Annotated in this window: 19 protein-coding genes and 1 pseudogene; all 20 read left to right on the forward strand. The window is 40.4% G+C overall.

Features of this window, described 5'->3' with window-relative positions; translation table 11 throughout:
• Positions 1-10 precede the first annotated feature (10 nt).
• The 20 genes and pseudogenes from HMPREF9957_RS10350 (at position 11) to HMPREF9957_RS10440 (ending at position 22135) form a co-directional block, all read left to right on the forward strand.
• Entirely contained in the window at positions 11-298 is a 288-nt protein-coding gene (locus HMPREF9957_RS10350; RefSeq protein ID WP_000462127.1) for a YlbG family protein, read from the forward strand.
• Positions 299-363: 65 nt separating this feature from the next.
• Complete coding sequence (locus tag HMPREF9957_RS10355; RefSeq protein WP_000726114.1) at positions 364-1524, forward strand: ABC transporter substrate-binding protein; 1161 nt, start codon at positions 364-366, stop codon at positions 1522-1524.
• Positions 1525-1639: 115 nt separating this feature from the next.
• A complete protein-coding gene (locus HMPREF9957_RS10360) occupies positions 1640-2509 on the forward strand; it encodes a branched-chain amino acid ABC transporter permease (protein WP_000941427.1) in 870 nt (289 codons plus the stop codon).
• Between the two features lie 3 nt (positions 2510-2512).
• A complete protein-coding gene (locus HMPREF9957_RS10365) occupies positions 2513-3469 on the forward strand; it encodes a branched-chain amino acid ABC transporter permease (protein WP_000662281.1) in 957 nt (318 codons plus the stop codon).
• Entirely contained in the window at positions 3469-4233 is a 765-nt protein-coding gene (locus tag HMPREF9957_RS10370) for an ABC transporter ATP-binding protein (RefSeq protein WP_001185997.1), read from the forward strand. The genes HMPREF9957_RS10365 and HMPREF9957_RS10370 overlap by 1 nt, the downstream gene beginning before the upstream one ends.
• Positions 4233-4943: an ABC transporter ATP-binding protein gene (locus tag HMPREF9957_RS10375; protein ID WP_000062200.1), complete on the forward strand. Its 711-nt coding sequence runs from the start codon at positions 4233-4235 to the stop codon at positions 4941-4943. The genes HMPREF9957_RS10370 and HMPREF9957_RS10375 overlap by 1 nt, the downstream gene beginning before the upstream one ends.
• A gap of 413 nt (positions 4944-5356) precedes the next feature.
• Positions 5357-6013, forward strand: coding sequence for a CBS domain-containing protein (locus HMPREF9957_RS10380; protein WP_000268665.1), 657 nt, complete (start codon positions 5357-5359; stop codon positions 6011-6013).
• A gap of 113 nt (positions 6014-6126) precedes the next feature.
• Positions 6127-7222 (forward strand): peptide chain release factor 2 gene (prfB, locus tag HMPREF9957_RS10385; protein ID WP_141562085.1). Its coding sequence is split into 2 segments (ribosomal slippage): positions 6127-6198 and positions 6200-7222, totalling 1095 coding nucleotides; the frame shifts between segments, so codons are not numbered across the junction.
• A 17-nt stretch (positions 7223-7239) separates the two neighbouring features.
• The gene (gene ftsE / locus HMPREF9957_RS10390) at positions 7240-7932 is read left to right on the forward strand and encodes a cell division ATP-binding protein FtsE (RefSeq protein WP_000022265.1); all 693 of its coding nucleotides are present in this window, start codon (positions 7240-7242) and stop codon (positions 7930-7932) included.
• A complete protein-coding gene (ftsX, locus tag HMPREF9957_RS10395) occupies positions 7925-8851 on the forward strand; it encodes a permease-like cell division protein FtsX (protein ID WP_000625547.1) in 927 nt (308 codons plus the stop codon). Before ftsE ends, ftsX begins: the two co-directional genes overlap by 8 nt.
• Before the next feature lie 412 nt (positions 8852-9263).
• Positions 9264-11444: a PTS transporter subunit IIBC gene (locus HMPREF9957_RS10400; protein ID WP_000974073.1), complete on the forward strand. Its 2181-nt coding sequence runs from the start codon at positions 9264-9266 to the stop codon at positions 11442-11444.
• Positions 11445-11495: 51 nt separating this feature from the next.
• Positions 11496-12311, forward strand: coding sequence for an endonuclease/exonuclease/phosphatase family protein (locus HMPREF9957_RS10405; protein ID WP_000670825.1), 816 nt, complete (start codon positions 11496-11498; stop codon positions 12309-12311).
• 140 nt (positions 12312-12451) lie between these two features.
• Complete coding sequence (locus HMPREF9957_RS10410; RefSeq protein WP_004242683.1) at positions 12452-13795, forward strand: DEAD/DEAH box helicase; 1344 nt, start codon at positions 12452-12454, stop codon at positions 13793-13795.
• A 213-nt stretch (positions 13796-14008) separates the two neighbouring features.
• On the forward strand, positions 14009-15199 hold the full coding sequence (gene metK, locus HMPREF9957_RS10415; protein ID WP_000003940.1) for a methionine adenosyltransferase: 1191 nt from the start codon (positions 14009-14011) through the stop codon (positions 15197-15199).
• 90 nt (positions 15200-15289) lie between these two features.
• A complete protein-coding gene (gene pgdA, locus HMPREF9957_RS10420) occupies positions 15290-16681 on the forward strand; it encodes a peptidoglycan-N-acetylglucosamine deacetylase PgdA (protein WP_050541857.1) in 1392 nt (463 codons plus the stop codon).
• A gap of 76 nt (positions 16682-16757) precedes the next feature.
• Positions 16758-17600, forward strand: coding sequence for an aldo/keto reductase (locus HMPREF9957_RS10425; protein WP_000844578.1), 843 nt, complete (start codon positions 16758-16760; stop codon positions 17598-17600).
• A 268-nt stretch (positions 17601-17868) separates the two neighbouring features.
• The gene (locus tag HMPREF9957_RS0102625; protein WP_000912013.1) at positions 17869-18240 is read left to right on the forward strand and encodes a GFA family protein; all 372 of its coding nucleotides are present in this window, start codon (positions 17869-17871) and stop codon (positions 18238-18240) included.
• Positions 18241-18622: 382 nt separating this feature from the next.
• Positions 18623-19540, forward strand: coding sequence for a glycine--tRNA ligase subunit alpha (glyQ, locus tag HMPREF9957_RS10430; protein WP_000038728.1), 918 nt, complete (start codon positions 18623-18625; stop codon positions 19538-19540).
• Between the two features lie 259 nt (positions 19541-19799).
• Positions 19800-21836, forward strand: a complete 2037-nt coding sequence (gene glyS, locus HMPREF9957_RS10435; RefSeq protein ID WP_000164775.1) for a glycine--tRNA ligase subunit beta — start codon at positions 19800-19802, stop codon at positions 21834-21836.
• A gap of 42 nt (positions 21837-21878) precedes the next feature.
• A pseudogene (locus HMPREF9957_RS10440) lies at positions 21879-22135 on the forward strand (DUF896 family protein).
• Positions 22136-22175: the final 40 nt, after the last annotated feature.

Genomic DNA, 22175 nt, shown 5'->3' on the forward strand with positions numbered 1-22175 from the left:
AGGATTTATCATGTTTGAAAAAGTCAATCGATCTGGCTTGATTATCTATCTTTACTATAATCGTGATGCCAAAAAATTGCAGGATTATGGAGATATTACCTATCATTCCAAGAAACATCGTTACTTACAACTCTATGTTCCAACTCAAGAAGTGGAGCAATTGGTCGGGCGCTTGAGCAAGGAAAAATTTATCAAAAAAGTCAGAGTTTGTCATATCCAAGAGCTGGAAACACCCTTTGTGGGCAATCTTTATCGAGAGGAAAACGTTATCATCGAAAAAGTTCAAGAAAAGTGTTGACAATTTTCTGATAATTCGGTATATTCTTAACATGCTATTTATTTAAGAAATAAGGAGACAAAAAAATGAAGAAAAAATTTGCCCTATCGTTTGTGGCGCTTGCAAGTGTAGCACTTCTTGCAGCCTGTGGAGAAGTGAAGTCTGGAGCGTCAAACGCTGCTGGTAACTCAGTAGATGAAAAGACAATCAAAATCGGATTTAACTTTGAAGAAACTGGTGCCGTAGCAGCCTACGGAACATCTGAACAAAAAGGTGCCCAACTTGCTGTTGATGAAATCAATGCCGCAGGTGGTATCGATGGAAAACAAATCGAAGTAGTCGATAAAGATAACAAGTCTGAAACAGCTGAGGCGGCTTCAGTAACAACTAACCTTGTAACCCAATCTAAAGTATCAGCAATCGTAGGACCTGCGACATCTGGTGCAACTGCAGCTGCGGTAGCGAACGCTACAAAAGCAGGTGTTCCATTGATCTCACCAAGTGCGACTCAAGATGGATTGACTAAAGGTCAAGATTACCTCTTTATCGGAACTTTCCAAGATAGCTTCCAAGGAAAAATTATCTCAAACTATGTTTCTGAAAAATTAAATGCTAAGAAAGTTGTTCTTTACACTGACAATGCCAGTGACTATGCTAAAGGGATTGCTAAATCTTTCCGCGAATCCTACAAGGGTGAGATCGTTGCAGATGAAACTTTCGTAGCAGGTGACACAGACTTCCAAGCAGCCCTTACAAAAATGAAAGGGAAAGATTTTGATGCTATCATCGTTCCTGGTTACTACACTGAAGCTGGTAAAATTGTAAACCAAGCGCGTGGTATGGGAATTGACAAGCCAATCGTTGGTGGTGATGGATTCAACGGTGAAGAGTTTGTGCAACAAGCAACTCCTGAAAAAGCATCAAATATCTACTTTATCTCAGGCTTCTCAACTACTGTAGAAGTTTCAGCTAAAGCTAAAGCCTTCCTTGACGCTTACCGTGCTAAGTACAATGAAGAGCCTTCAACATTTGCAGCCTTGGCTTATGACTCAGTTCACCTTGTAGCAAATGCAGCAAAAGGTGCTAAAAACTCAGGTGAAATCAAGGATAACCTTGCTAAAACAAAAGATTTTGAAGGTGTAACTGGTCAAACAAGCTTCGATGCAGACCACAACACAGTCAAAACTGCTTACATGATGACCATGAACAATGGTAAGGTTGAAGCAGCAGAAGTTGTAAAACCATAATAGAAAATGTTGAAATAGGGAATGAGACTCGGACTCACTCCCTGTTTCGATGTTTAAGAACCTATCAAAAAGTGAGGGAAAACCCTCGGAATTATAAATAGAAAGAGTGAATCTTATGCTCCAACAACTAGTAAATGGTTTGATTCTAGGTAGTGTTTATGCGCTGTTAGCCCTAGGGTATACCATGGTTTATGGAATTATCAAGCTCATCAACTTCGCCCACGGTGATATTTATATGATGGGAGCCTTTATCGGTTATTTCTTGATTAATTCTTTCCAAATGAATTTCTTTGTAGCGCTTATTGTAGCTATGCTAGCGACAGCTATTCTTGGTGTCGTGATTGAGTTCCTTGCTTACCGACCTTTGCGTCACTCTACGCGTATTGCTGTTTTGATTACGGCTATTGGGGTTTCTTTCCTATTGGAGTATGGGATGGTCTATCTGGTTGGTGCTAATACTCGTGCTTTCCCTCAAGCGATTCAAACAGTTCGCTATGATTTGGGACCAGTTAGCCTAACAAATGTGCAGTTAATGATTTTGGCCATTTCCTTGATTTTGATGATTTTGTTACAAGTCATTGTTCAAAAGACAAAGATGGGGAAAGCCATGCGTGCAGTATCCGTAGATAGCGATGCGGCGCAATTGATGGGGATCAATGTAAACCGTACGATCAGCTTTACCTTCGCTTTGGGTTCAGCTCTTGCGGGTGCAGCTGGTGTTCTGATTGCCCTCTATTATAACTCTCTTGAGCCTTTGATGGGGGTTACTCCAGGTCTTAAGTCTTTCGTTGCCGCAGTACTTGGTGGTATCGGAATCATTCCTGGTGCGGCTCTTGGTGGTTTTGTGATTGGTCTATTGGAAACCTTTGCGACAGCCTTTGGAATGTCAGACTTCCGTGATGCCATTGTTTATGGAATTTTGTTGTTGATCTTGATTGTCCGCCCAGCTGGTATCCTTGGTAAAAATGTGAAAGAGAAGGTGTAAGCGATGAAAGAAAATTTAAAAGTTAATATTCTATGGTTACTCCTTTTGTTAGCTGGCTATGGCTTGATTAGTGTATTGGTTTCAGTCGGAGTACTCAATCTATTCTATGTACAGATTTTACAACAAATCGGAATTAATATTATTCTGGCTGTTGGTCTTAACTTAATCGTTGGTTTTTCAGGACAATTTTCACTTGGTCATGCTGGTTTCATGGCGATTGGTGCTTATGCAGCAGCTATTATTGGTTCTAAATCACCAACCTACGGTGCCTTCTTTGGAGCCATGTTTGTAGGGGCTTTGCTTTCAGGAGCAGTTGCCTTGCTTGTCGGAATTCCAACCTTGCGCTTGAAGGGGGACTATCTTGCGGTAGCAACTCTCGGTGTATCTGAAATTATCCGTATCTTTATCATCAATGGTGGAAGCCTTACAAATGGTGCGGCAGGTATCTTGGGAATTCCTAACTTTACAACTTGGCAAATGGTTTACTTCTTTGTCGTGATTACAACCATTGCAACCTTGAACTTCTTGCGTAGTCCAATTGGTCGTTCAACCCTATCCGTTCGTGAGGATGAAATTGCTGCTGAGTCAGTTGGGGTTAATACGACTAAAATTAAAATTATCGCTTTTGTCTTTGGTGCCATTACTGCAAGTATTGCAGGGTCACTTCAGGCAGGATTTATTGGATCTGTTGTACCGAAGGATTACACATTCATCAACTCAATCAACGTATTGATTATTGTTGTATTTGGTGGACTTGGTTCCATTACAGGTGCCATTGTATCGGCTATTGTTCTTGGAATTTTGAATATGCTTCTCCAAGATGTTGCTAGTGTGCGTATGATTATCTATGCCTTGGCCTTGGTATTGGTAATGATTTTCAGACCAGGTGGACTCCTTGGAACATGGGAATTGAGCCTATCACGTTTCTTTAAAAAATCTAAGAAGGAGGAACAAAACTAATGGCATTACTTGAAGTAAAACAGTTAACCAAACATTTTGGCGGTCTAACAGCTGTTGGAGATGTGACTCTTGAATTGAACGAAGGGGAACTGGTTGGACTAATCGGTCCAAATGGAGCTGGTAAAACCACCCTTTTCAACCTCTTGACGGGTGTTTATGAACCAAGTGAGGGAACAGTAACCTTAGATGGTCACCTTTTGAATGGAAAGTCACCTTATAAGATTGCTTCTTTGGGACTTGGACGTACATTCCAAAATATCCGTCTCTTTAAAGATTTAACAGTTTTGGACAATGTTTTGATTGCTTTTGGCAACCATCACAAACAACATGTTTTTGCTAGTTTTTTGCGCTTACCAGCTTTTTACAAGAGTGAAAAAGAATTAAAGGCTAAAGCCTTGGAATTGCTGAAAATCTTTGATTTGGATGGTGATGCAGAAACTCTTGCTAAAAATCTTGCCTACGGACAACAACGTCGTTTGGAAATTGTTCGTGCCCTTGCTACAGAACCTAAAATTCTCTTTTTAGATGAACCAGCAGCAGGTATGAACCCGCAGGAAACAGCTGAATTGACTGAGTTAATTCGTCGTATCAAAGATGAATTTAAGATTACGATCATGCTGATTGAACACGATATGAATCTGGTCATGGAAGTAACAGAACGTATCTACGTACTTGAATATGGTCGTTTGATTGCTCAGGGAACTCCAGACGAAATTAAGACCAATAAACGCGTTATCGAAGCTTATCTAGGAGGTGAAGCCTAATGTCTATGTTAAAAGTTGATAATCTTTCTGTGCATTACGGTATGATCCAAGCAGTCCGTGATGTAAGCTTTGAAGTGAATGAAGGAGAAGTTGTTTCCCTTATCGGTGCCAATGGTGCAGGTAAGACAACCATTCTCCGTACCTTGTCTGGTTTGGTTAGACCGAGTTCAGGAAAAATTGAATTTTTAGGTCAAGAAATCCAAAAAATGCCGGCTCAGAAAATCGTAGCAGGTGGCCTTTCACAAGTTCCAGAAGGACGTCACGTCTTCCCTGGCTTGACTGTTATGGAAAATCTTGAAATGGGAGCTTTCTTAAAGAAAAATCGTGAAGAAAATCAAGCTAACTTGAAGAAGGTTTTCTCACGCTTTCCTCGTCTTGAAGAACGGAAGAACCAAGATGCAGCAACTCTTTCAGGGGGGGAACAACAAATGCTTGCCATGGGACGCGCTCTTATGTCAACACCAAAACTTCTTCTTTTAGATGAACCATCAATGGGACTTGCCCCAATCTTTATCCAAGAGATTTTTGATATCATTCAAGATATCCAGAAGCAAGGGACAACTGTCCTCTTGATTGAACAAAATGCCAATAAGGCACTCGCTATCTCTGACCGAGGATATGTACTGGAAACAGGGAAAATCGTTCTATCAGGAACAGGAAAAGAACTCGCCTCATCAGAAGAAGTCAGAAAAGCATATCTAGGTGGCTAAAACAATCCAGTGGATTGTTTTAGTCGGCAGATGAAGATTACGAAGTAATCATCATTATGGTCCGGGGGACCTTTTTAGTCGGCAGATAGAGATTGCGAAGTAATCATCAGAATCCAGTGGATTGTTTTAGTCGGTGGATGAAGATTGCGAAGCAAACATCGCATAGTCTGGGAGACTAGTTTAGGTTGCGGATAGAGATTGCAAAGCAATCTTCATCTACATTGAAAAGTTAATTTCTAATAATTGAAAAAACCGAATGAAGCGTACCTATCCTTCATTCACAGAGCTCGATTTCAGAGCTCTTTTTGCTAGCTTATTCATACTTTTCTGAATTTTGAAAAAGAAATGTAAGCGTTTGATAGATTTACAAAAAGATTGTATAATAAGGATAAGAATAGAAAAGGAGAAGTCTCATGGCAGTTAAAGATTTTATGACCCGCAAGGTAGTTTATATTAGTCCAGATACAACAGTATCTCATGCAGCAGATTTGATGAGAGAGCAAGGGTTGCACCGCTTGCCTGTTATCGAAAATGATCAATTGGTTGGTTTGGTAACTGAGGGAACCATTGCCCAAGCTAGTCCATCAAAAGCAACCAGTCTGTCTATCTATGAGATGAATTATCTTCTAAATAAGACAAAAGTAAAAGATGTCATGATTCGCGATGTTGTCACTGTCTCTGGCTATGCTAGTCTAGAAGATGCAACTTATCTGATGTTGAAAAACAAGATTGGTATTCTTCCTGTCGTAGATAACCATCAAGTCTATGGGGTTATTACGGACCGTGACGTTTTCCAAGCCTTTCTTGAAATTGCTGGTTATGGAGAAGAAGGAATTCGTGTGCGCTTTGTTACAGAAGATGAAGTTGGTGTCCTTGGTAAGATTGTTTCTCTAATCGTTGAAGAAAATTTGAATATTTCGCATACAGTCAATATTCCGCGTAAGGATGGTAAGGTGATTATCGAAGTTCAAATCGATGGATCAATTGATTTACCAGCCTTGAAAGAAAAATTTGAAGCAAATGGCATTCAAGTGGAAGAAATCACTCGTACTTCAGCAAAAGTCTTGTAAGAAGGGAAGCCCAAAGGCTTCTTTTTTCTTTTTTCATAAAAAGGAACTAGAGCAAAAGATGGAAAGAAATGATAAAATATGCTATAATGAAATGATGTAAAAAAGGAGTATTTATGGACATTTCAGAAATTCGTCAGAAAATTGACGCAAATCGTGAAAAATTAGCTTCTTTCAGGGGGTCTCTTTGACCTAGAAGGTCTAGAGGAAGAGATTGCCATCTTGGAAAACAAGATGACAGAACCTGATTTTTGGAACGATAATATCGCGGCCCAAAAAACGTCGCAAGAATTAAATGAATTAAAAAACACCTATAATACCTTCCATAAGATGGAAGAGTTGCAGGATGAAGTTGAAATTTTATTGGACTTTTTAGCAGAAGACGAGTCGGTTCAAGAAGAACTGGTAGCGCAGTTAGCCGAACTTGATAAGATGATGACCAGCTATGAGATGACTCTACTCTTGTCAGAACCTTATGACCACAACAATGCCATCTTGGAAATCCATCCAGGTTCTGGTGGTACTGAGGCGCAGGACTGGGGCGATATGTTGCTTCGTATGTATACTCGTTATGGTAATGCTAAAGGCTTTAAAGTGGAAGTATTGGATTACCAAGCAGGAGATGAAGCTGGTATCAAGTCAGTAACTTTATCATTTGAAGGGCCTAATGCCTATGGTCTTCTCAAGTCAGAAATGGGTGTTCATCGTTTGGTCCGTATTTCACCATTTGACTCTGCCAAACGTCGCCATACCTCTTTCACATCTGTAGAAGTGATGCCAGAATTGGATGATACTATTGAAGTGGAAATCCGTGAAGATGACATCAAGATGGATACCTTCCGTTCAGGTGGTGCTGGTGGACAAAACGTCAACAAGGTTTCAACAGGTGTACGTTTAACCCACATTCCAACTGGAATTGTTGTCCAATCAACAGTGGATCGTACCCAGTATGGAAATAGAGATCGAGCTATGAAGATGTTGCAGGCTAAGCTCTATCAAATGGAGCAAGAGAAGAAAGCTGCGGAGGTAGATTCCCTCAAGGGTGAGAAAAAAGAAATCACATGGGGAAGCCAAATCCGTTCTTATGTCTTCACGCCTTATACTATGGTAAAAGATCATCGAACTAGCTTTGAGGTTGCTCAGGTAGATAAGGTTATGGATGGGGACCTAGATGGTTTTATCGATGCCTATCTCAAGTGGCGAATTAGCTAATATAGAAAGGAAGTCACATGTCAATCATTGAAATGAGAGATGTCGTCAAAAAATACGACAACGGAACGACTGCCCTACGCGGTGTTTCGGTCAGTGTTCAACCAGGGGAATTTGCTTACATCGTAGGACCTTCAGGAGCAGGGAAGTCAACCTTCATTCGTTCTCTGTATCGTGAAGTAAAAATCGATAAAGGAAGTCTATCAGTTGCTGGTTTTAATCTGGTTAAAATTAAAAAGAAAGATGTCCCGCTTCTACGTCGTAGTGTTGGGGTTGTCTTCCAGGATTATAAATTGTTGCCAAAGAAAACGGTCTATGAAAATATTGCTTACGCTATGGAAGTAATCGGGGAAAATCGCCGTAATATCAAAAAACGTGTGATGGAAGTTTTGGACTTGGTTGGGTTGAAGCACAAGGTTCGTTCTTTCCCAAATGAGCTCTCAGGTGGGGAGCAACAGCGGATTGCGATTGCACGTGCCATTGTAAATAATCCCAAAGTATTGATAGCCGATGAACCAACAGGAAACCTGGATCCGGATAATTCATGGGAAATTATGAATCTCTTGGAACGGATTAACCTACAAGGGACAACTATTTTGATGGCGACTCATAATAGCCAGATTGTAAATACCTTGCGCCACCGTGTCATTGCCATTGAAAATGGTCGTGTCGTTCGTGACGAATCAAAAGGAGAGTATGGATACGATGATTAGTAGATTTTTTCGCCATTTATTTGAATCACTAAAAAGTTTGAAACGAAATGGTTGGATGACAGTGGCTGCTGTCAGCTCAGTCATGATTACTTTGACCTTGGTTGCCATATTTGCTTCTGTTATTTTCAATACAGCAAAACTAGCTACAGATATTGAAAATAATGTTCGAGTAATGGTTTACATTCGTAAGGATGTCGCTGATAATAGTGAGACTATTGAAAAAGAAGGTCAAACTGTTACAAATAATGACTACCATAAGGTATATAATGCATTGAAGGGCATGTCTACTGTTAAGAATGTTACTTTTTCAAGTAAAGAAGAACAATATGAAAAATTAACCGAGACAATGGGTGATAACTGGAAAATTTTTGAAGGAGATGCCAACCCCCTCTATGATGCCTATATCGTTGATACCAATACGCCAAGTGATGTAAAAACTGTAGCCGAGGATGCTAAAAAAATTGAAGGTGTATCTGAGGTTCAGGATGGAGGTGCCAATACAGAACGCCTATTCCAACTAGCATCATTTATCCGTGTTTGGGGCTTAGTTATTGCAGGACTTTTGATTTTCATTGCAGTTTTCTTGATTTCAAATACCATTCGTATTACCATTATTTCTCGCAGTCGCGAAATTCAAATCATGCGCTTGGTTGGTGCTAAGAACAGTTATATCCGTGGACCTTTCTTACTTGAAGGTGCCTTCATTGGTTTACTTGGAGCAACTGCGCCATCAGTGTTGGTCTTTATTGTTTATCGAATGGTTTACCAATCTGTCAATAAGTCGTTGGTCGGACAAAATCTTTCTATGATCGCGCCAGAGGTATTTACTCCTCTGATGATTGCCCTATTGTTTGTGATTGGGATTTTCATTGGTTCACTGGGATCAGGAATTTCAATGCGCCGATTCTTGAAGATTTAGGTAAAATAATTACTTTTATGAGGAGGTTGTAAAATCTCCTTTTTTGCTACAAAAATTTTAGAAAAGGGACTTCTAATACTCAATGAAAATCAAAGAGCAAACTAGGTAGCTCGCCACAGGATGCTCAAAATACTGTTTTGAGGTTGTAGATAAGACTGACGAAGTCAGTCACATATATACGATAAGGCTACGCTGACGTGGTTTGAAGAGACTTTCGAAGAGTATAAAGAAGTCGCTCAGAGAAGAGTTCTTGATGGCTAACTTGAAATTTGACACTAGAAATTTTTTTGAAAAAAGAGGATTTTTTTGAATAAAAGCCTTTACAAAAAAAATTAAAGTGGTATAATTAAATCATAAAAGGTGCAAACGTTTTCGTAAAACGTTTGCCTAAATAAAAATAAAGGAGATTTGAATGATGAAAGATACATTCAAAAATGTCTTGTCTTTCGAATTTTGGCAAAAATTCGGTAAGGCTTTGATGGTGGTTATCGCGGTTATGCCGGCTGCTGGTTTGATGATTTCAATCGGTAAGTCTATCGTGATGATTAACCCAACCTTTGCACCACTCGTTATTACTGGTGGTGTACTAGAGCAAATCGGTTGGGGAGTTATCGTTAACCTTCATATCTTGTTCGCCCTCGCTATTGGAGGAAGCTGGGCTAAGGAACGTGCTGGTGGTGCTTTCGCCGCTGGTCTTGCCTTCATCTTGATTAACCGTATCACTGGTACAATCTTTGGTGTATCAGGCGATATGTTGAAAAATCCGGATGCTATGGTAACTACTCTCTTTGGTGGTTCAATCAAAGTTGCTGATTACTTCATTAGTGTTATGGAAGCTCCAGCATTGAACATGGGTGTATTCGTAGGGATTATTTCTGGTTTTATTGGAGCAACTGCTTACAATAAATACTATAACTTCCGTAAGCTTCCTGATGCACTTTCATTCTTTAACGGAAAACGTTTTGTACCATTTGTAGTTATTCTTCGTTCAATAATTGCTGCAATTGTACTTGCTGCTTTTTGGCCACTTGTGCAAACTGGTATCAATAGCTTTGGTATCTGGATTGCCAACTCACAAGAAACTGCTCCAATCCTTGCACCATTCTTGTATGGTACATTGGAACGTTTGCTCTTGCCATTTGGTCTTCACCACATGTTGACTATCCCAATGAACTACACAGCTCTTGGTGGTACTTATGAAGTCTTAACTGGTGCAGCAAAAGGTAGCCAAGTATTTGGTCAAGATCCACTTTGGCTTGCATGGGTAACAGACCTTGTTAACCTTAAAGGTACAGATGCAAGTCACTACCAACAATTGTTAGATACTGTTCACCCAGCTCGTTTCAAAGTTGGACAAATGATCGGTTCATTCGGTATCTTGATGGGTGTGATCGTGGCTATCTACCGTAATGTCGATGCTGATAAGAAACATCAATATAAAGGTATGATGATTGCGACAGCTCTTGCAACATTCTTGACAGGGGTTACTGAACCAATCGAATACATGTTTATGTTCGTCGCAACACCTATGTATCTTGTTTACTCACTTGTTCAAGGTGCTGCCTTCGCTATGGCTGACGTTGTAAACCTACGTATGCACTCATTCGGTTCAATCGAGTTCTTGACTCGTACACCTATTGCAATCAGTGCTGGTATCGGTATGGATATCATTAACTTCATTTGGGTAACTGTTCTCTTTGCCGTAATCATGTACTTTATCGCAAACTTCATGATTCAAAAATTCAACTACGCAACTCCAGGGCGTAACGGAAACTACGAAACTGCTGAAGGTTCAGAAGAATCTAGCAGCGAAGTGAAAGTTGCAGCAGGTTCTCAAGCTGTAAACATTATCAACCTTCTTGGTGGACGTGCAAACATCGTTGATGTTGACGCATGTATGACTCGTCTTCGTGTAACTGTTAAAGATGCAGATAAAGTAGGAAATGCAGAGCAATGGAAAGCAGAAGGAGCTATGGGTCTTGTCATGAAAGGACAAGGGGTTCAAGCTATCTACGGACCAAAAGCTGACGTATTGAAATCTGATATCCAAGATATTCTTGATTCAGGTGAAATCATTCCTGAAACTCTTCCAAGTCAAATGACAGAAGCGCAACAAAACACTGTTCACTTCAAAGGTCTTACTGAGGAAGTTTACTCAGTAGCAGACGGTCAAGTTGTTGCTTTGGAACAAGTAAAAGATCCAGTATTTGCTCAAAAAATGATGGGTGATGGATTTGCAGTAGAACCTGCAAATGGAAACATTGTATCTCCAGTTTCAGGTACTGTATCAAGCATCTTCCCAACAAAACATGCTCTTGGTATTGTGACTGAAGCAGGTCTTGAAGTATTGGTTCACATTGGTTTGGACACAGTAAGTCTTGAAGGTAAACCATTTACAGTTCATGTTGCTGAAGGACAAAAAGTTGTAGCAGGAGATCTCCTTGTCACAGCTGACTTGGATGCTATCCGTGCAGCAGGACGTGAAACTTCAACAGTAGTTGTCTTCACAAATGGTGATGCAATTAAATCAGTTAAATTAGAAAAAACAGGTTCTCTTGCAGCTAAAACAGCAGTTGCTAAAGTAGAATTGTAATATACTTGAGGTTGGAAGCTGTATTCCAACCTCTTATTTTGGGAGAAAAGAATGAAATTTTTAACACTCAATACTCACAGTTGGATGGAGAAAGAAGCAGAGGAAAAATTCCAGATTTTGCTTGAGGATATTCTTGAAAAGGACTATGATTTGATTTGTTTCCAAGAAATCAATCAGGAGATCACCTCGCAAGAGGTGGAGGTTAATGATCTCTATCAAGCTTTGCCAGCAGCTGAGCCTATTCACCAAGATCACTATGTTAGACTTTTGGTTGAGAAGTTGTTAGAGCAAGGAAAAAATTACTACTGGACCTGGGCCTATAATCATATCGGTTATGACCGCTATCATGAAGGTGTGGCAATCTTATCTAAAACACCGATTGAAGCCAGAGAAATTTTGGTTTCAGATGTGGATGATCCAACAGACTATCATACTCGTCGTGTTGCCCTAGCTGAGACTGTAGTCGATGGTAAGGAGCTAGCAGTTGCCAGTGTTCATCTCTCTTGGTGGGATAAAGGTTTCCAAGAAGAATGGGCACGATTTGAGGCTGTCTTGAAAGAATTGAACAAGCCACTTTTGCTTGCTGGAGATTTCAACAACCCAGCTGGTCAGGAAGGATACCAAGCTATTTTAGCTAGTCCATTAGGCTTACAAGACGCATTTGAAGTTGCTCAAGAGAAAAGTGGTAGCTATACTGTTCCACCAGAAATAGATGGATGGAAAGGGAACACTGAACCCCTTCGGATCGATTATGTCTTTATTACCAAAGAGTTAGCGGTAGAAAATTTACATGTCGTATTTGATGGTAAGAAGAGTCCACAAGTGAGTGATCACTATGGCTTGAATGCTATTTTAAACTGGAAATAATGACTGAAAAGAGGTTGGAATCATGAAGTTCCAGCCTTTTTCTGACTAGAGAAGCTACTGGAAATAGCCTAAATAAGTGAGACTACTGAAATGAAATAAAATATGGTATAATTGGTAAGATAGATAGAATCGAGGATATTATGTCATTTACGAAATTTCAATTTAAAAACTATATTAGAGAAGCCTTGCAGGAGTTGAAATTTACAACTCCAACAGAGGTACAAGATAAGTTGATTCCCATTGTCTTGGCAGGCCGAGATTTGGTTGGAGAATCAAAAACAGGTTCAGGTAAGACTCACACTTTCTTGTTACCGATTTTCCAGCAACTAGATGAAGCTAGCGATAGTGTACAAGCAGTCATTACTGCACCGAGTCGTGAGTTGGCTACTCAAATTTACCAAGCAGCCCGTCAGATTGCTGCCCACTCAGAAGTGGAAGTTCGTGTAGTTAATTATGTGGGTGGTACGGATAAGGCTCGCCAGATTGAGAAATTGGCAAGCAATCAGCCTCATATTGTTATTGGAACACCAGGCCGTATCTACGACTTGGTTAAATCCGGTGACCTAGCTATTCACAAGGCCAAGACCTTTGTGGTCGATGAGGCAGACATGACCTTGGATATGGGATTCTTAGAAACTGTTGATAAGATTGCTGGCAGCCTTCCAAAAGACCTGCAATTCATGGTCTTCTCAGCGACTATTCCACAAAAGTTGCAACCATTCTTGAAAAAATACTTGTCAAATCCTGTCATGGAGAAAATAAAGACCAAAACGGTCATTTCTGACACTATTGATAATTGGTTGATTTCTACTAAGGGACGTGATAAGAATGCTCAAATTTATCAGTTGACTCAGTTGATGCAGCCTTATTTGGCAATGATTTTTGTCAATACTAAGACACGTGCTGATGAATTGCATTCATATCTGACTGCTCAAGGCTTGAAGGTGGCAAAAATCCATGGAGATATTGCCCCTCGTGAACGTAAGCGAATCATGAATCAGGTGAAAAATCTGGATTTTGAGTACATTGTCGCAACAGACTTGGCGGCGCGTGGGATTGACATTGAAGGTGTCAGCCATGTCATCAATGATGCCATTCCTCAAGACTTATCCTTCTTCGTGCACCGTGTTGGTCGTACCGGACGAAACGGCCTACCAGGTACAGCTATTACCCTTTACCAGCCAAGCGATGACTTGGATATCCGTGAGTTGGAGAAATTAGGAATTAAGTTTACTCCTAAGATGGTAAAAGATGGAGAATTTCAAGATACTTATGACCGTGATCGTCGTGCCAACCGTGAGAAAAAACAAGATAAACTTGATATTGAAATGATTGGTTTGGTTAAAAAGAAAAAGAAAAAAGTCAAACCAGGTTATAAGAAAAAAATTCAGTGGGCGGTTGATGAAAAACGCCGCAAAACCAAGCGCGCTGAAAATCGCGCTCGCGGTCGTGCAGAGCGTAAAGCTAAACGCCAAACATTTTAATAGAAATTGTTGGAGTACTGAACTCCAACTTTTTGCTTTATGAGAACGAACTATCTAAACCGAAATATCACATTAAAGACTGCAAATTGCGCTAAAAAATGGTATAATGATAAAGTTATATAGTCCCGATAAGATGGTAGGCATTTATCACTAAGAGTTTTCCTATCAGTACTTTGTAACTCTATAACACTATTTTTAAGGGGGGACATTTTTATGTCAGAACGTAAATTATTCACGTCTGAATCTGTATCTGAGGGGCATCCAGATAAGATTGCAGACCAAATTTCAGATGCGATTTTGGATGCTATTTTAGCTAAGGATCCAGAGGCGCACGTTGCTGCTGAGACAGCTGTATATACTGGTTCTGTCCATGTTTTTGGTGAAATTTCTACAAATGCCTATGTGGATATTAACCGTGTGGTTCGTGATACCATTGCAGAGATTGGCTATACCAATACCGAATATGGATTTTCTGCAGAGACTGTAGGAGTACATCCATCTTTGGTGGAACAATCTCCTGACATTGCTCAAGGTGTTAACGAAGCCTTGGAGGTTCGTGGAAATGCAGATCAAGATCCACTTGATTTGATTGGTGCTGGTGACCAAGGGCTCATGTTTGGATTTGCAGTGGATGAAACAGAAGAGCTCATGCCATTGCCAATCTCACTCAGTCATAAGTTGGTTCGTCGTCTGGCAGAACTTCGTAAGTCTGGGGAAATTAGCTATCTTCGCCCAGATGCTAAATCACAAGTTACAGTTGAGTATGATGAAAATGACCGTCCAGTACGTGTGGACACAGTTGTTATTTCAACTCAGCACGATCCAGAAGTCAGCAACGAACAAATTCACAATGATGTCATTAATAAGATTATCAAAGAGGTTATTCCAGCCTCTTACTTGGATGAGCAAACAAAATTCTTCATCAATCCGACTGGTCGTTTTGTAATCGGTGGACCTCAAGGAGACTCAGGTTTGACTGGTCGTAAGATTATCGTAGATACGTATGGTGGCTACTCTCGTCACGGTGGTGGTGCCTTCTCTGGTAAGGATGCGACTAAGGTTGACCGTTCCGCTTCATATGCGGCTCGTTATATTGCTAAGAATATTGTTGCAGCAGGTCTGGCTAAGAAGGCAGAAGTTCAATTGGCCTACGCTATCGGTGTTGCCCAGCCTGTTTCTGTCCGTATCGATACCTTTGGTACAGGAACAGTAGCCGAAAGCAAGCTTGAAAAAGCAGCCCGTCAAATCTTTGACCTTCGCCCTGCAGGAATTATCCAAATGCTGGACCTCAAGCGTCCAATTTACCGTCAAACAGCAGCATACGGTCACATGGGACGTACAGATATTGATCTTCCGTGGGAACGTTTGGACAAGGTAGACGCTTTGAAAGAAGCAGTCAAATAAAATCTTAAGAGGGGGACTTCCTCTCTTTTTTAATATACTATTTCCTTCCAAATCATTGAAATTATAGCTTGAATTTGATATGATGGTCTTATGGATAAAAGTAGAGCAAAGCGTGAGAATCACGATAAGATAAGAATGAGTCTAATAGCCCTAGTAGCTATCTTCTCAGTAAGTATTTGTGTCCTTGGTTCAATAATTGGATACAAAATATACACAAAACAAAGTTTTGAGCAAAAGATTGAATCGCTCAAAAAAGAGAAAGATGATCAATTGAGTGAGGGAAATCAGAAGGAGCATTTTCGTAAGGGACAAGCCGAAGTGATTGCCTATTATCCTCTCCAAGGGGAGCAAGTGATTTCCTCTGTAAAAGAAATCATGACACAGGATATTAAGAAAAATTTAGAAGACAAGGAGAATCTGGTTTTTTATTATACGGAGAAACAGGATTCGACTTTAAAAGGGATTGTCAACCGAAGTGTGATGAAACAAGTCTATGATTTAACTTCGTCAAAAGTTGAAGAGACTGAAAAAACTAGTCTAGCAAAAGTCCATTTGACAGAAGATGGCAAACCTTTTACACTTAATCAATTATTTTCAGATGCTAGTAAAGCCAAAGAGCAGCTGTTAAAAGAAATTACCTTTTTCTTACAGGATAAGAAATTGGAGCAAGAAAAGATTGATCAGGTCGTTAAAGGTTTGTCTGACCAAGACTTATCTGCATGGAATTTTGATTACAAGGATAGCCAAATTCTTATTTATCCGAGTCAGCCTGTTGAAAATCTGGATGAGATTGCCTTGCCGGTATCTAGTTTCTTTGAAGTTATTCAGTCCTCTTATTTATTAGATAAGGACGCAGAACTATATAAGGCTTATTATGAAAAGAAAAATCGTAAAGTAGTGGCCTTGACTTTTGATGATGGACCAAATCCTACGACGACCAATCAAGCATTAGATACTCTTTCTAAGTATGGTATCAAGGCAACTTTCTTTGTTTTAGGTAAGAATGTTTCTGGCAATGAGGAGATTTTGAAACGCATGAAAGCAGATGGTCATGTCATTGGAAACCATAGTTGGAGCCATCCAGTGCTTTCAAAACTTTCGCTTGATGACGCTAAAAAACAAATAACTGATACTGAGGATGCGCTAACTAAAGTGCTGGGTTCTAGCTCTAAACTTATGCGTCCCCCTTATGGAGCTATTACAGACGACATTCGCAATAGCCTCGATTTGAGTTTTATTATGTGGGATGTGGATAGTCTGGACTGGAAGAGTAAAAATGAAGCAGCTATTTTGACAGAAATTCAGCGTGAAGTCAAGAATGGTTCTATTATTCTTATGCATGATATCCATGCTGAGACGGTAAATGCTCTACCGAAGGTTATTGACTACTTGAAAGGGCAAGGTTATGACTTTGTAACAATTCCAGATTTGTTAGATACTCGTCTTAAAGCTCACCAGCTCTACTATAACCGTGATCAATAATACACAAAATCTAAAGAGATAAGTTTTCTTTGAGAAGTTGTTTCTTTGGATTTTCTTCTCATAGAAAGGAAAAATAATGAAATCTTATACTTTAAATAATGGTGTTACGATTCCAGTTCTGGGATTTGGAACCTGGAAAGCTGAAAATGGAGAGATTGCCTACAAAGCAGTTTTAGAGGCCTTAAAGGAAGGCTATCGCCATATCGATACGGCAGCTATCTATAAAAATGAAGAAAGCGTTGGTCGTGCTATTCATGATAGTGGCGTTCCGCGTGAGGAAATTTTTGTAACCAGTAAACTATGGAATACAAATCACAACTATGAACAAGCTCGTCAGGCTTTTGAAGAGTCTTTAGAGAAGCTAGGCTTGGGATATTTGGATTTGTATTTGATTCATTGGCCAAATCCAAAACCACTCAGGGAAAATGACCAATGGAAAACCCGAAATGCGGAAATTTGGAGAGCGATGGAGGAGCTTTATCAAGAAGGTAAAATCCGTGCTATTGGAGTTAGTAATTTCCTTCCCCATCATTTGGATGCCTTGCTTGAAACAGCAAAAATTCTTCCAGCGGTCAATCAAATCCGCTTGGCTCCAGGTGTGTATCAAGAGGAAGTTGTAGCTTACTGTCGAGAAAAAGGAATTTTATTGGAAGCTTGGGGACCTTTTGGTCAGGGAGAACTGTTTGATAGCAAGCAAGTGCAAGAAATAGCGCTAAATCACGGAAAATCGGTTGCTCAAATAGCCTTGGCCTGGAGCTTGGCAGAAGGATTTTTACCGCTTCCGAAATCTGTCACAGCGTCTCGTATTCAGGCTAATCTTGATTGTTTCGGAATTGAACTGAGTCACGAGGAGCGTGAAATCTTAAAAGCGATTGATGTTCAGTCTGGTGCTCCACGAGTTGATGATATGGATTTCTAGAAAATCATAAAAAGAATTGTACATTGTGCTAATTTTTGATATAATAGTCAGCAGGAAAGAAAGTCTTATGGCGTTCTTCAAGCGAACTTGGGATAGTGGGAGCCAAGTAGGGCAAAATAAAGAACTGGCGCTTTCTGTAATATTTTTAAAAACAATGAAGTAATAAATTAGGGTGGAACCGCGTTTCTGACGCCCCTAGTCGCAAGGCTTGGGTGTTGAAATTCGGTTCTTTTTGAATTCGTCTAATGCCTAAGTAGAAAGGAGCATAATGCTTAAAGGATCTTGTTTATGTAAAGCAGTGACCTACACTCTAGATGAGGAATTATCGGAATTAGTTTTTTGTCATTGCTCATTTTGTCGGAAAGCAACTGCGTCTGCCTATACAGTTAATGCTAAAGTTAGCAGTGAAAAGCTAGTATTGCATGGAAAAGAAAAGCTTGTTTCCTATAGTTCTTCTCCAGGAAAACAGCGTTATTACTGCCAGAACTGTCATAGTCAAATTTTCACTGTTCAAGAAAATATACCAGAAGTCTGTGCTTTGAAATTAGGTACAATAGATGAAAGCGATCAGAATTTACAAACTGTTCCTAAACGTCATATTTTTCAGGACCCAGCCTTTTCTTGGTTGCTTGAAAAATAAATCTAAGAAGATAATATAAATTAAAGGAGTATTCAATGTCTAAGAAATTAACATTTCACTGCATCAGTGGCAGAAACCTCCTTACAGTCGGACTGCCCCACGCTCAGCACTAGAGTGCCTGAGCTAGACGCAGTACTAACTCGTCTTGCCTCGTATGATCGACGAGGCAGACTCGTGTCGCAAGTAATTTATATAAAAAGGAGTAAATAATGTCTAAAAAATTGACTTTCCACTGCGTCAGTGGCAGAAACCTCCTTCAGTCGGACTGCCCCACGCTCAGCACTAGAGTGCCTGAGCTAGACGCAGTACTAACTCGTCTTGCCTCGTATAATCGACGAGGCAGACTCGTGTCGCAAGTAATTTATAGAAAAAGGAGTAAATAATGTCTAAAAAATTGACTTTCCAGGAAATCATCCTTACTTTGCAACAATTTTGGAATGACCAAGGTTGTATGCTTATGCAGGCTTATGATAATGAAAAAGGTGCGGGAACAATGAGTCCTTACACTTTCCTTCGCGCTATCGGACCTGAGCCATGGAATGCGGCTTATGTAGAGCCATCACGTCGTCCTGCTGACGGTCGTTACGGAGAAAATCCTAACCGTCTTTACCAACACCACCAATTCCAGGTGGTCATGAAGCCATCTCCATCAAACATCCAAGAACTTTACCTTGAGTCTTTGGAAAAATTGGGAATCAATCCTTTGGAGCACGACATCCGTTTTGTTGAGGATAACTGGGAAAACCCATCAACTGGTTCAGCTGGTCTTGGTTGGGAAGTTTGGCTTGACGGTATGGAAATCACTCAGTTCACTTATTTCCAACAAGTCGGTGGATTGGCAACTGCCCCTGTGACTGCGGAAGTCACCTATGGTTTGGAGCGTTTGGCTTCTTACATTCAAGAAGTAGACTCTGTTTATGATATCGAGTGGGCTGATGGTGTAAAATACGGAGAAATCTTTATTCAGCCTGAGTACGAGCATTCAAAATATTCATTTGAAATTTCGGATCAAGAAATGTTGCTTGAAAACTTTGATAAGTTTGAAAAAGAAGCTGGTCGCGCCTTGGAAGAAGGCTTGGTACACCCTGCCTATGACTATGTTCTCAAATGTTCACATACCTTTAACCTGCTTGATGCGCGTGGTGCCGTATCTGTAACAGAGCGCGCAGGCTATATCGCTCGTATCCGTAACTTGGCCCGTGTCGTAGCTAAAACATTTGTCGCAGAACGCAAACGCCTAGGCTACCCACTTTTGGATGAAGAAACACGAGCTAAACTCTTAGCAGAAGACGCAGAATAGTGAGTAATACTGTGCTCTAAAATCGTTAAAGGCAAGTCAAAGACTTGCTAGAGGGATATGCACCGCCGTACTGTTATGTGGGGATTTTTGAAACCTTGGGTTCAAAAATCAGTCAGCTAAATCCACTTTGATGAGACTGTTGGAAATCTTGATCAATTTTGCATTAGATTTCCATACAGACTCACAAAGTTAGTTAGCGACGTCCCCAGTACCTAAGGTGCATATCAAAAAAGATTGAAGAAAATGTAAAGGAAAAAACATGACAAAAAACTTATTAGTAGAACTCGGTCTTGAAGAATTACCAGCCTATGTTGTCACACCAAGTGAAAAACAACTAGGCGAAAAAATGGCAGCCTTCCTCAAGGAAAACCGCCTGTCTTTTGAAGCTGTTCAAACCTTCTCAACACCACGTCGTTTGGCTGTTCGTGTAACTGGTCTTGCAGACAAACAGGCTGATTTGACAGAAGATTTTAAGGGGCCAGCAAAGAAAATTGCCTTGGATAGTGATGGAAACTTCACCAAAGCAGCTCAAGGATTTGTTCGTGGCAAAGGCTTGACGGTTGAAGATATCGAATTCCGTGAAATCAAGGGTGAAGAATATGTCTATGTTACCAAGGAAGAAATCGGTCAAGCAGTTGAAGCCATTGTCCCTAGTGTTGTAGATGTCTTGAAGTCCTTGACTTTCCCTGTCAGCATGCACTGGGCTAACAACACCTTTGAATACATCCGCCCTGTTCACACTTTAACTGTTCTTTTAGATGAAGAAGAGTTTGATTTGGATTTCCTTGATATCAAGGGAGATCGTGTCAGCCGTGGTCATCGTTTCTTGGGACAAGAAACCAAGATTCAGTCAGCATTGAGCTACGAAGAAGAACTTCGTAAGCAGTTTGTAATCGCGGATCCTCGTGAACGTGAGCAAATGATTATTGACCAAATTAAGGCAATCGAAGCTGAGCATGGTGTACGTATCGAAATTGATGCTGATTTGCTTAATGAAGTCTTGAACTTGGTTGAATACCCAACTGCCTTTATGGGAAGCTTTGATGCCAAATACCTTGAAGTTCCAGAAGAAGTTTTGGTGACTTCAATGAAAGAACACCAACGTTACTTTGTTGTTCGTGATCAAGACGGTAAACTCTTGCCAAACTTCATTTCTGTTCGTAACGGAAACGCAGAGTATTTGGAAAATGTCATTAAAGGAAATGAAAAAGTCTTAGTAGCTCGCTTAGAAGACGGTGAATTCTTCTGGCGTGAAGACCAAAAATTGGTGATTTCAGACCTTGTTGAGAAATTAAACAATGTGACTTTCCATGAGAAAATTGGTTCCCTTCGTGAACACATGATTCGTACGGGTCAGATTGCTATTCTCTTGGCAGAAAAAGCAGGCTTGTCAGCGGATGAAACGATTGACCTAGCCCGTGCAGCAGCCATTTACAAGTTTGACTTGTTGACAGGTATGGTTGGCGAATTTGACGAGCTCCAAGGAATTATGGGTGAGAAATATGCCCTTCTTGCTGGTGAAACTCCAGCGGTGGCAGCTGCTATTCGTGAACACTACATGCCTACTTCAGCTGAAGGAGAACTTCCAGAGAGCAAGGTCGGCGCAGTGCTTGCCATTGCAGACAAATTGGATACGATTTTGAGCTTCTTCTCAGTAGGTTTGATTCCATCAGGGTCTAATGACCCGTATGCTCTTCGTCGCGCGACTCAAGGTGTGGTTCGTATCTTGGATGCCTTTGGTTGGCACATTGCTATGGATGAGCTGATCGATAGCCTTTATGATTTGAAATTTGACAGCTTGACTTATGAAAATAAGACAGAGGTTATGGACTTTATCAAGGCTCGTGTTGATAAGATGATGGGATCTACTCCAAAAGATATCAAGGAAGCCGTTCTTGCAGGTTCAAACTTTGTTGTGGCGGATATGTTGGAAGCAGCAAGTGCTCTCGTAGAAGCAAGCAAGAAAGAAGACTTTAAACCATCTGTTGAATCACTTTCTCGTGCCTTTAACTTGGCTGAGAAGGCAGAAGGAGTTGCTACAGTTGATTCGGCTCTCTTTGAGAATGAAGAAGAGAAAACCTTGGCAGAAGCAGTAGAATCACTCGTTTTGTCAGGGACTGCCAGTCAGCAATTGAAACAACTCTTTGCTCTTAGCCCAGTCATTGATGCATTCTTTGAGAATACCATGGTTATGGCTGAAAATGAAGCAGTCCGTCAAAATCGTTTGGCAATCTTGTCTCATTTAACTCAAAAAGCAGCAAAGCTTGCTCGTTTTAACCAAATTAACACTAAATAAAATTTGATAAACGGGACTTTATCTTATCAAAAAGGAGAAGAAATGGATCCGAAAAAAATTGCTCGTATCAACGAGCTAGCTAAAAAGAAAAAGCAGAAGGCTTGACACCGGAAGAAAAAGTAGAACAAGCCAAACTACGTGAGGAGTACATCGAAGGTTATCGTCGCACTGTTCGTCACCATATTGAAGGGATCAAAATTGTGGACGAAGAAGGAAACGATGTTACACCAGAGAAACTACGTCAAGTTCAACGTGAAAAAGGTTTACATGGCCGTAGTCTCGATGATCCAAATTCATAATAAGTATTCTTTCTTTTAATAAGGATAGATAAAATAAGGC

It is taken from the genome of Streptococcus mitis SK1080 (genome assembly GCF_000220085.1).
Classification (GTDB): Bacteria; Bacillota; Bacilli; order Lactobacillales; family Streptococcaceae; genus Streptococcus; species Streptococcus mitis_K.

Excerpts from the sequence above, each read along its gene's own strand:
- ftsX (WP_000625547.1), top strand. The coding sequence starts at position 7,925 with ATGATTAGTAGATTTTTTCGCCATTTATTTGAATCACTAAAAAGTTTG.
- HMPREF9957_RS10375 (WP_000062200.1), top strand. The coding sequence starts at position 4,233 with ATGTCTATGTTAAAAGTTGATAATCTTTCTGTGCATTACGGTATGATC.
- HMPREF9957_RS10425 (WP_000844578.1), top strand. The coding sequence starts at position 16,758 with ATGAAATCTTATACTTTAAATAATGGTGTTACGATTCCAGTTCTGGGA.
- HMPREF9957_RS10350 (WP_000462127.1), top strand. The coding sequence starts at position 11 with ATGTTTGAAAAAGTCAATCGATCTGGCTTGATTATCTATCTTTACTAT.
- HMPREF9957_RS10355 (WP_000726114.1), top strand. The coding sequence starts at position 364 with ATGAAGAAAAAATTTGCCCTATCGTTTGTGGCGCTTGCAAGTGTAGCA.
- HMPREF9957_RS10360 (WP_000941427.1), top strand. The coding sequence starts at position 1,640 with ATGCTCCAACAACTAGTAAATGGTTTGATTCTAGGTAGTGTTTATGCG.
- HMPREF9957_RS10370 (WP_001185997.1), top strand. The coding sequence starts at position 3,469 with ATGGCATTACTTGAAGTAAAACAGTTAACCAAACATTTTGGCGGTCTA.
- HMPREF9957_RS10365 (WP_000662281.1), top strand. The coding sequence starts at position 2,513 with ATGAAAGAAAATTTAAAAGTTAATATTCTATGGTTACTCCTTTTGTTA.
- HMPREF9957_RS0102625 (WP_000912013.1), top strand. The coding sequence starts at position 17,869 with ATGCTTAAAGGATCTTGTTTATGTAAAGCAGTGACCTACACTCTAGAT.
- HMPREF9957_RS10405 (WP_000670825.1), top strand. The coding sequence starts at position 11,496 with ATGAAATTTTTAACACTCAATACTCACAGTTGGATGGAGAAAGAAGCA.
- metK (WP_000003940.1), top strand. The coding sequence starts at position 14,009 with ATGTCAGAACGTAAATTATTCACGTCTGAATCTGTATCTGAGGGGCAT.
- glyQ (WP_000038728.1), top strand. The coding sequence starts at position 18,623 with ATGTCTAAAAAATTGACTTTCCAGGAAATCATCCTTACTTTGCAACAA.
- pgdA (WP_050541857.1), top strand. The coding sequence starts at position 15,290 with ATGGATAAAAGTAGAGCAAAGCGTGAGAATCACGATAAGATAAGAATG.
- HMPREF9957_RS10400 (WP_000974073.1), top strand. The coding sequence starts at position 9,264 with ATGATGAAAGATACATTCAAAAATGTCTTGTCTTTCGAATTTTGGCAA.
- glyS (WP_000164775.1), top strand. The coding sequence starts at position 19,800 with ATGACAAAAAACTTATTAGTAGAACTCGGTCTTGAAGAATTACCAGCC.
- ftsE (WP_000022265.1), top strand. The coding sequence starts at position 7,240 with ATGTCAATCATTGAAATGAGAGATGTCGTCAAAAAATACGACAACGGA.
- HMPREF9957_RS10410 (WP_004242683.1), top strand. The coding sequence starts at position 12,452 with ATGTCATTTACGAAATTTCAATTTAAAAACTATATTAGAGAAGCCTTG.
- HMPREF9957_RS10380 (WP_000268665.1), top strand. The coding sequence starts at position 5,357 with ATGGCAGTTAAAGATTTTATGACCCGCAAGGTAGTTTATATTAGTCCA.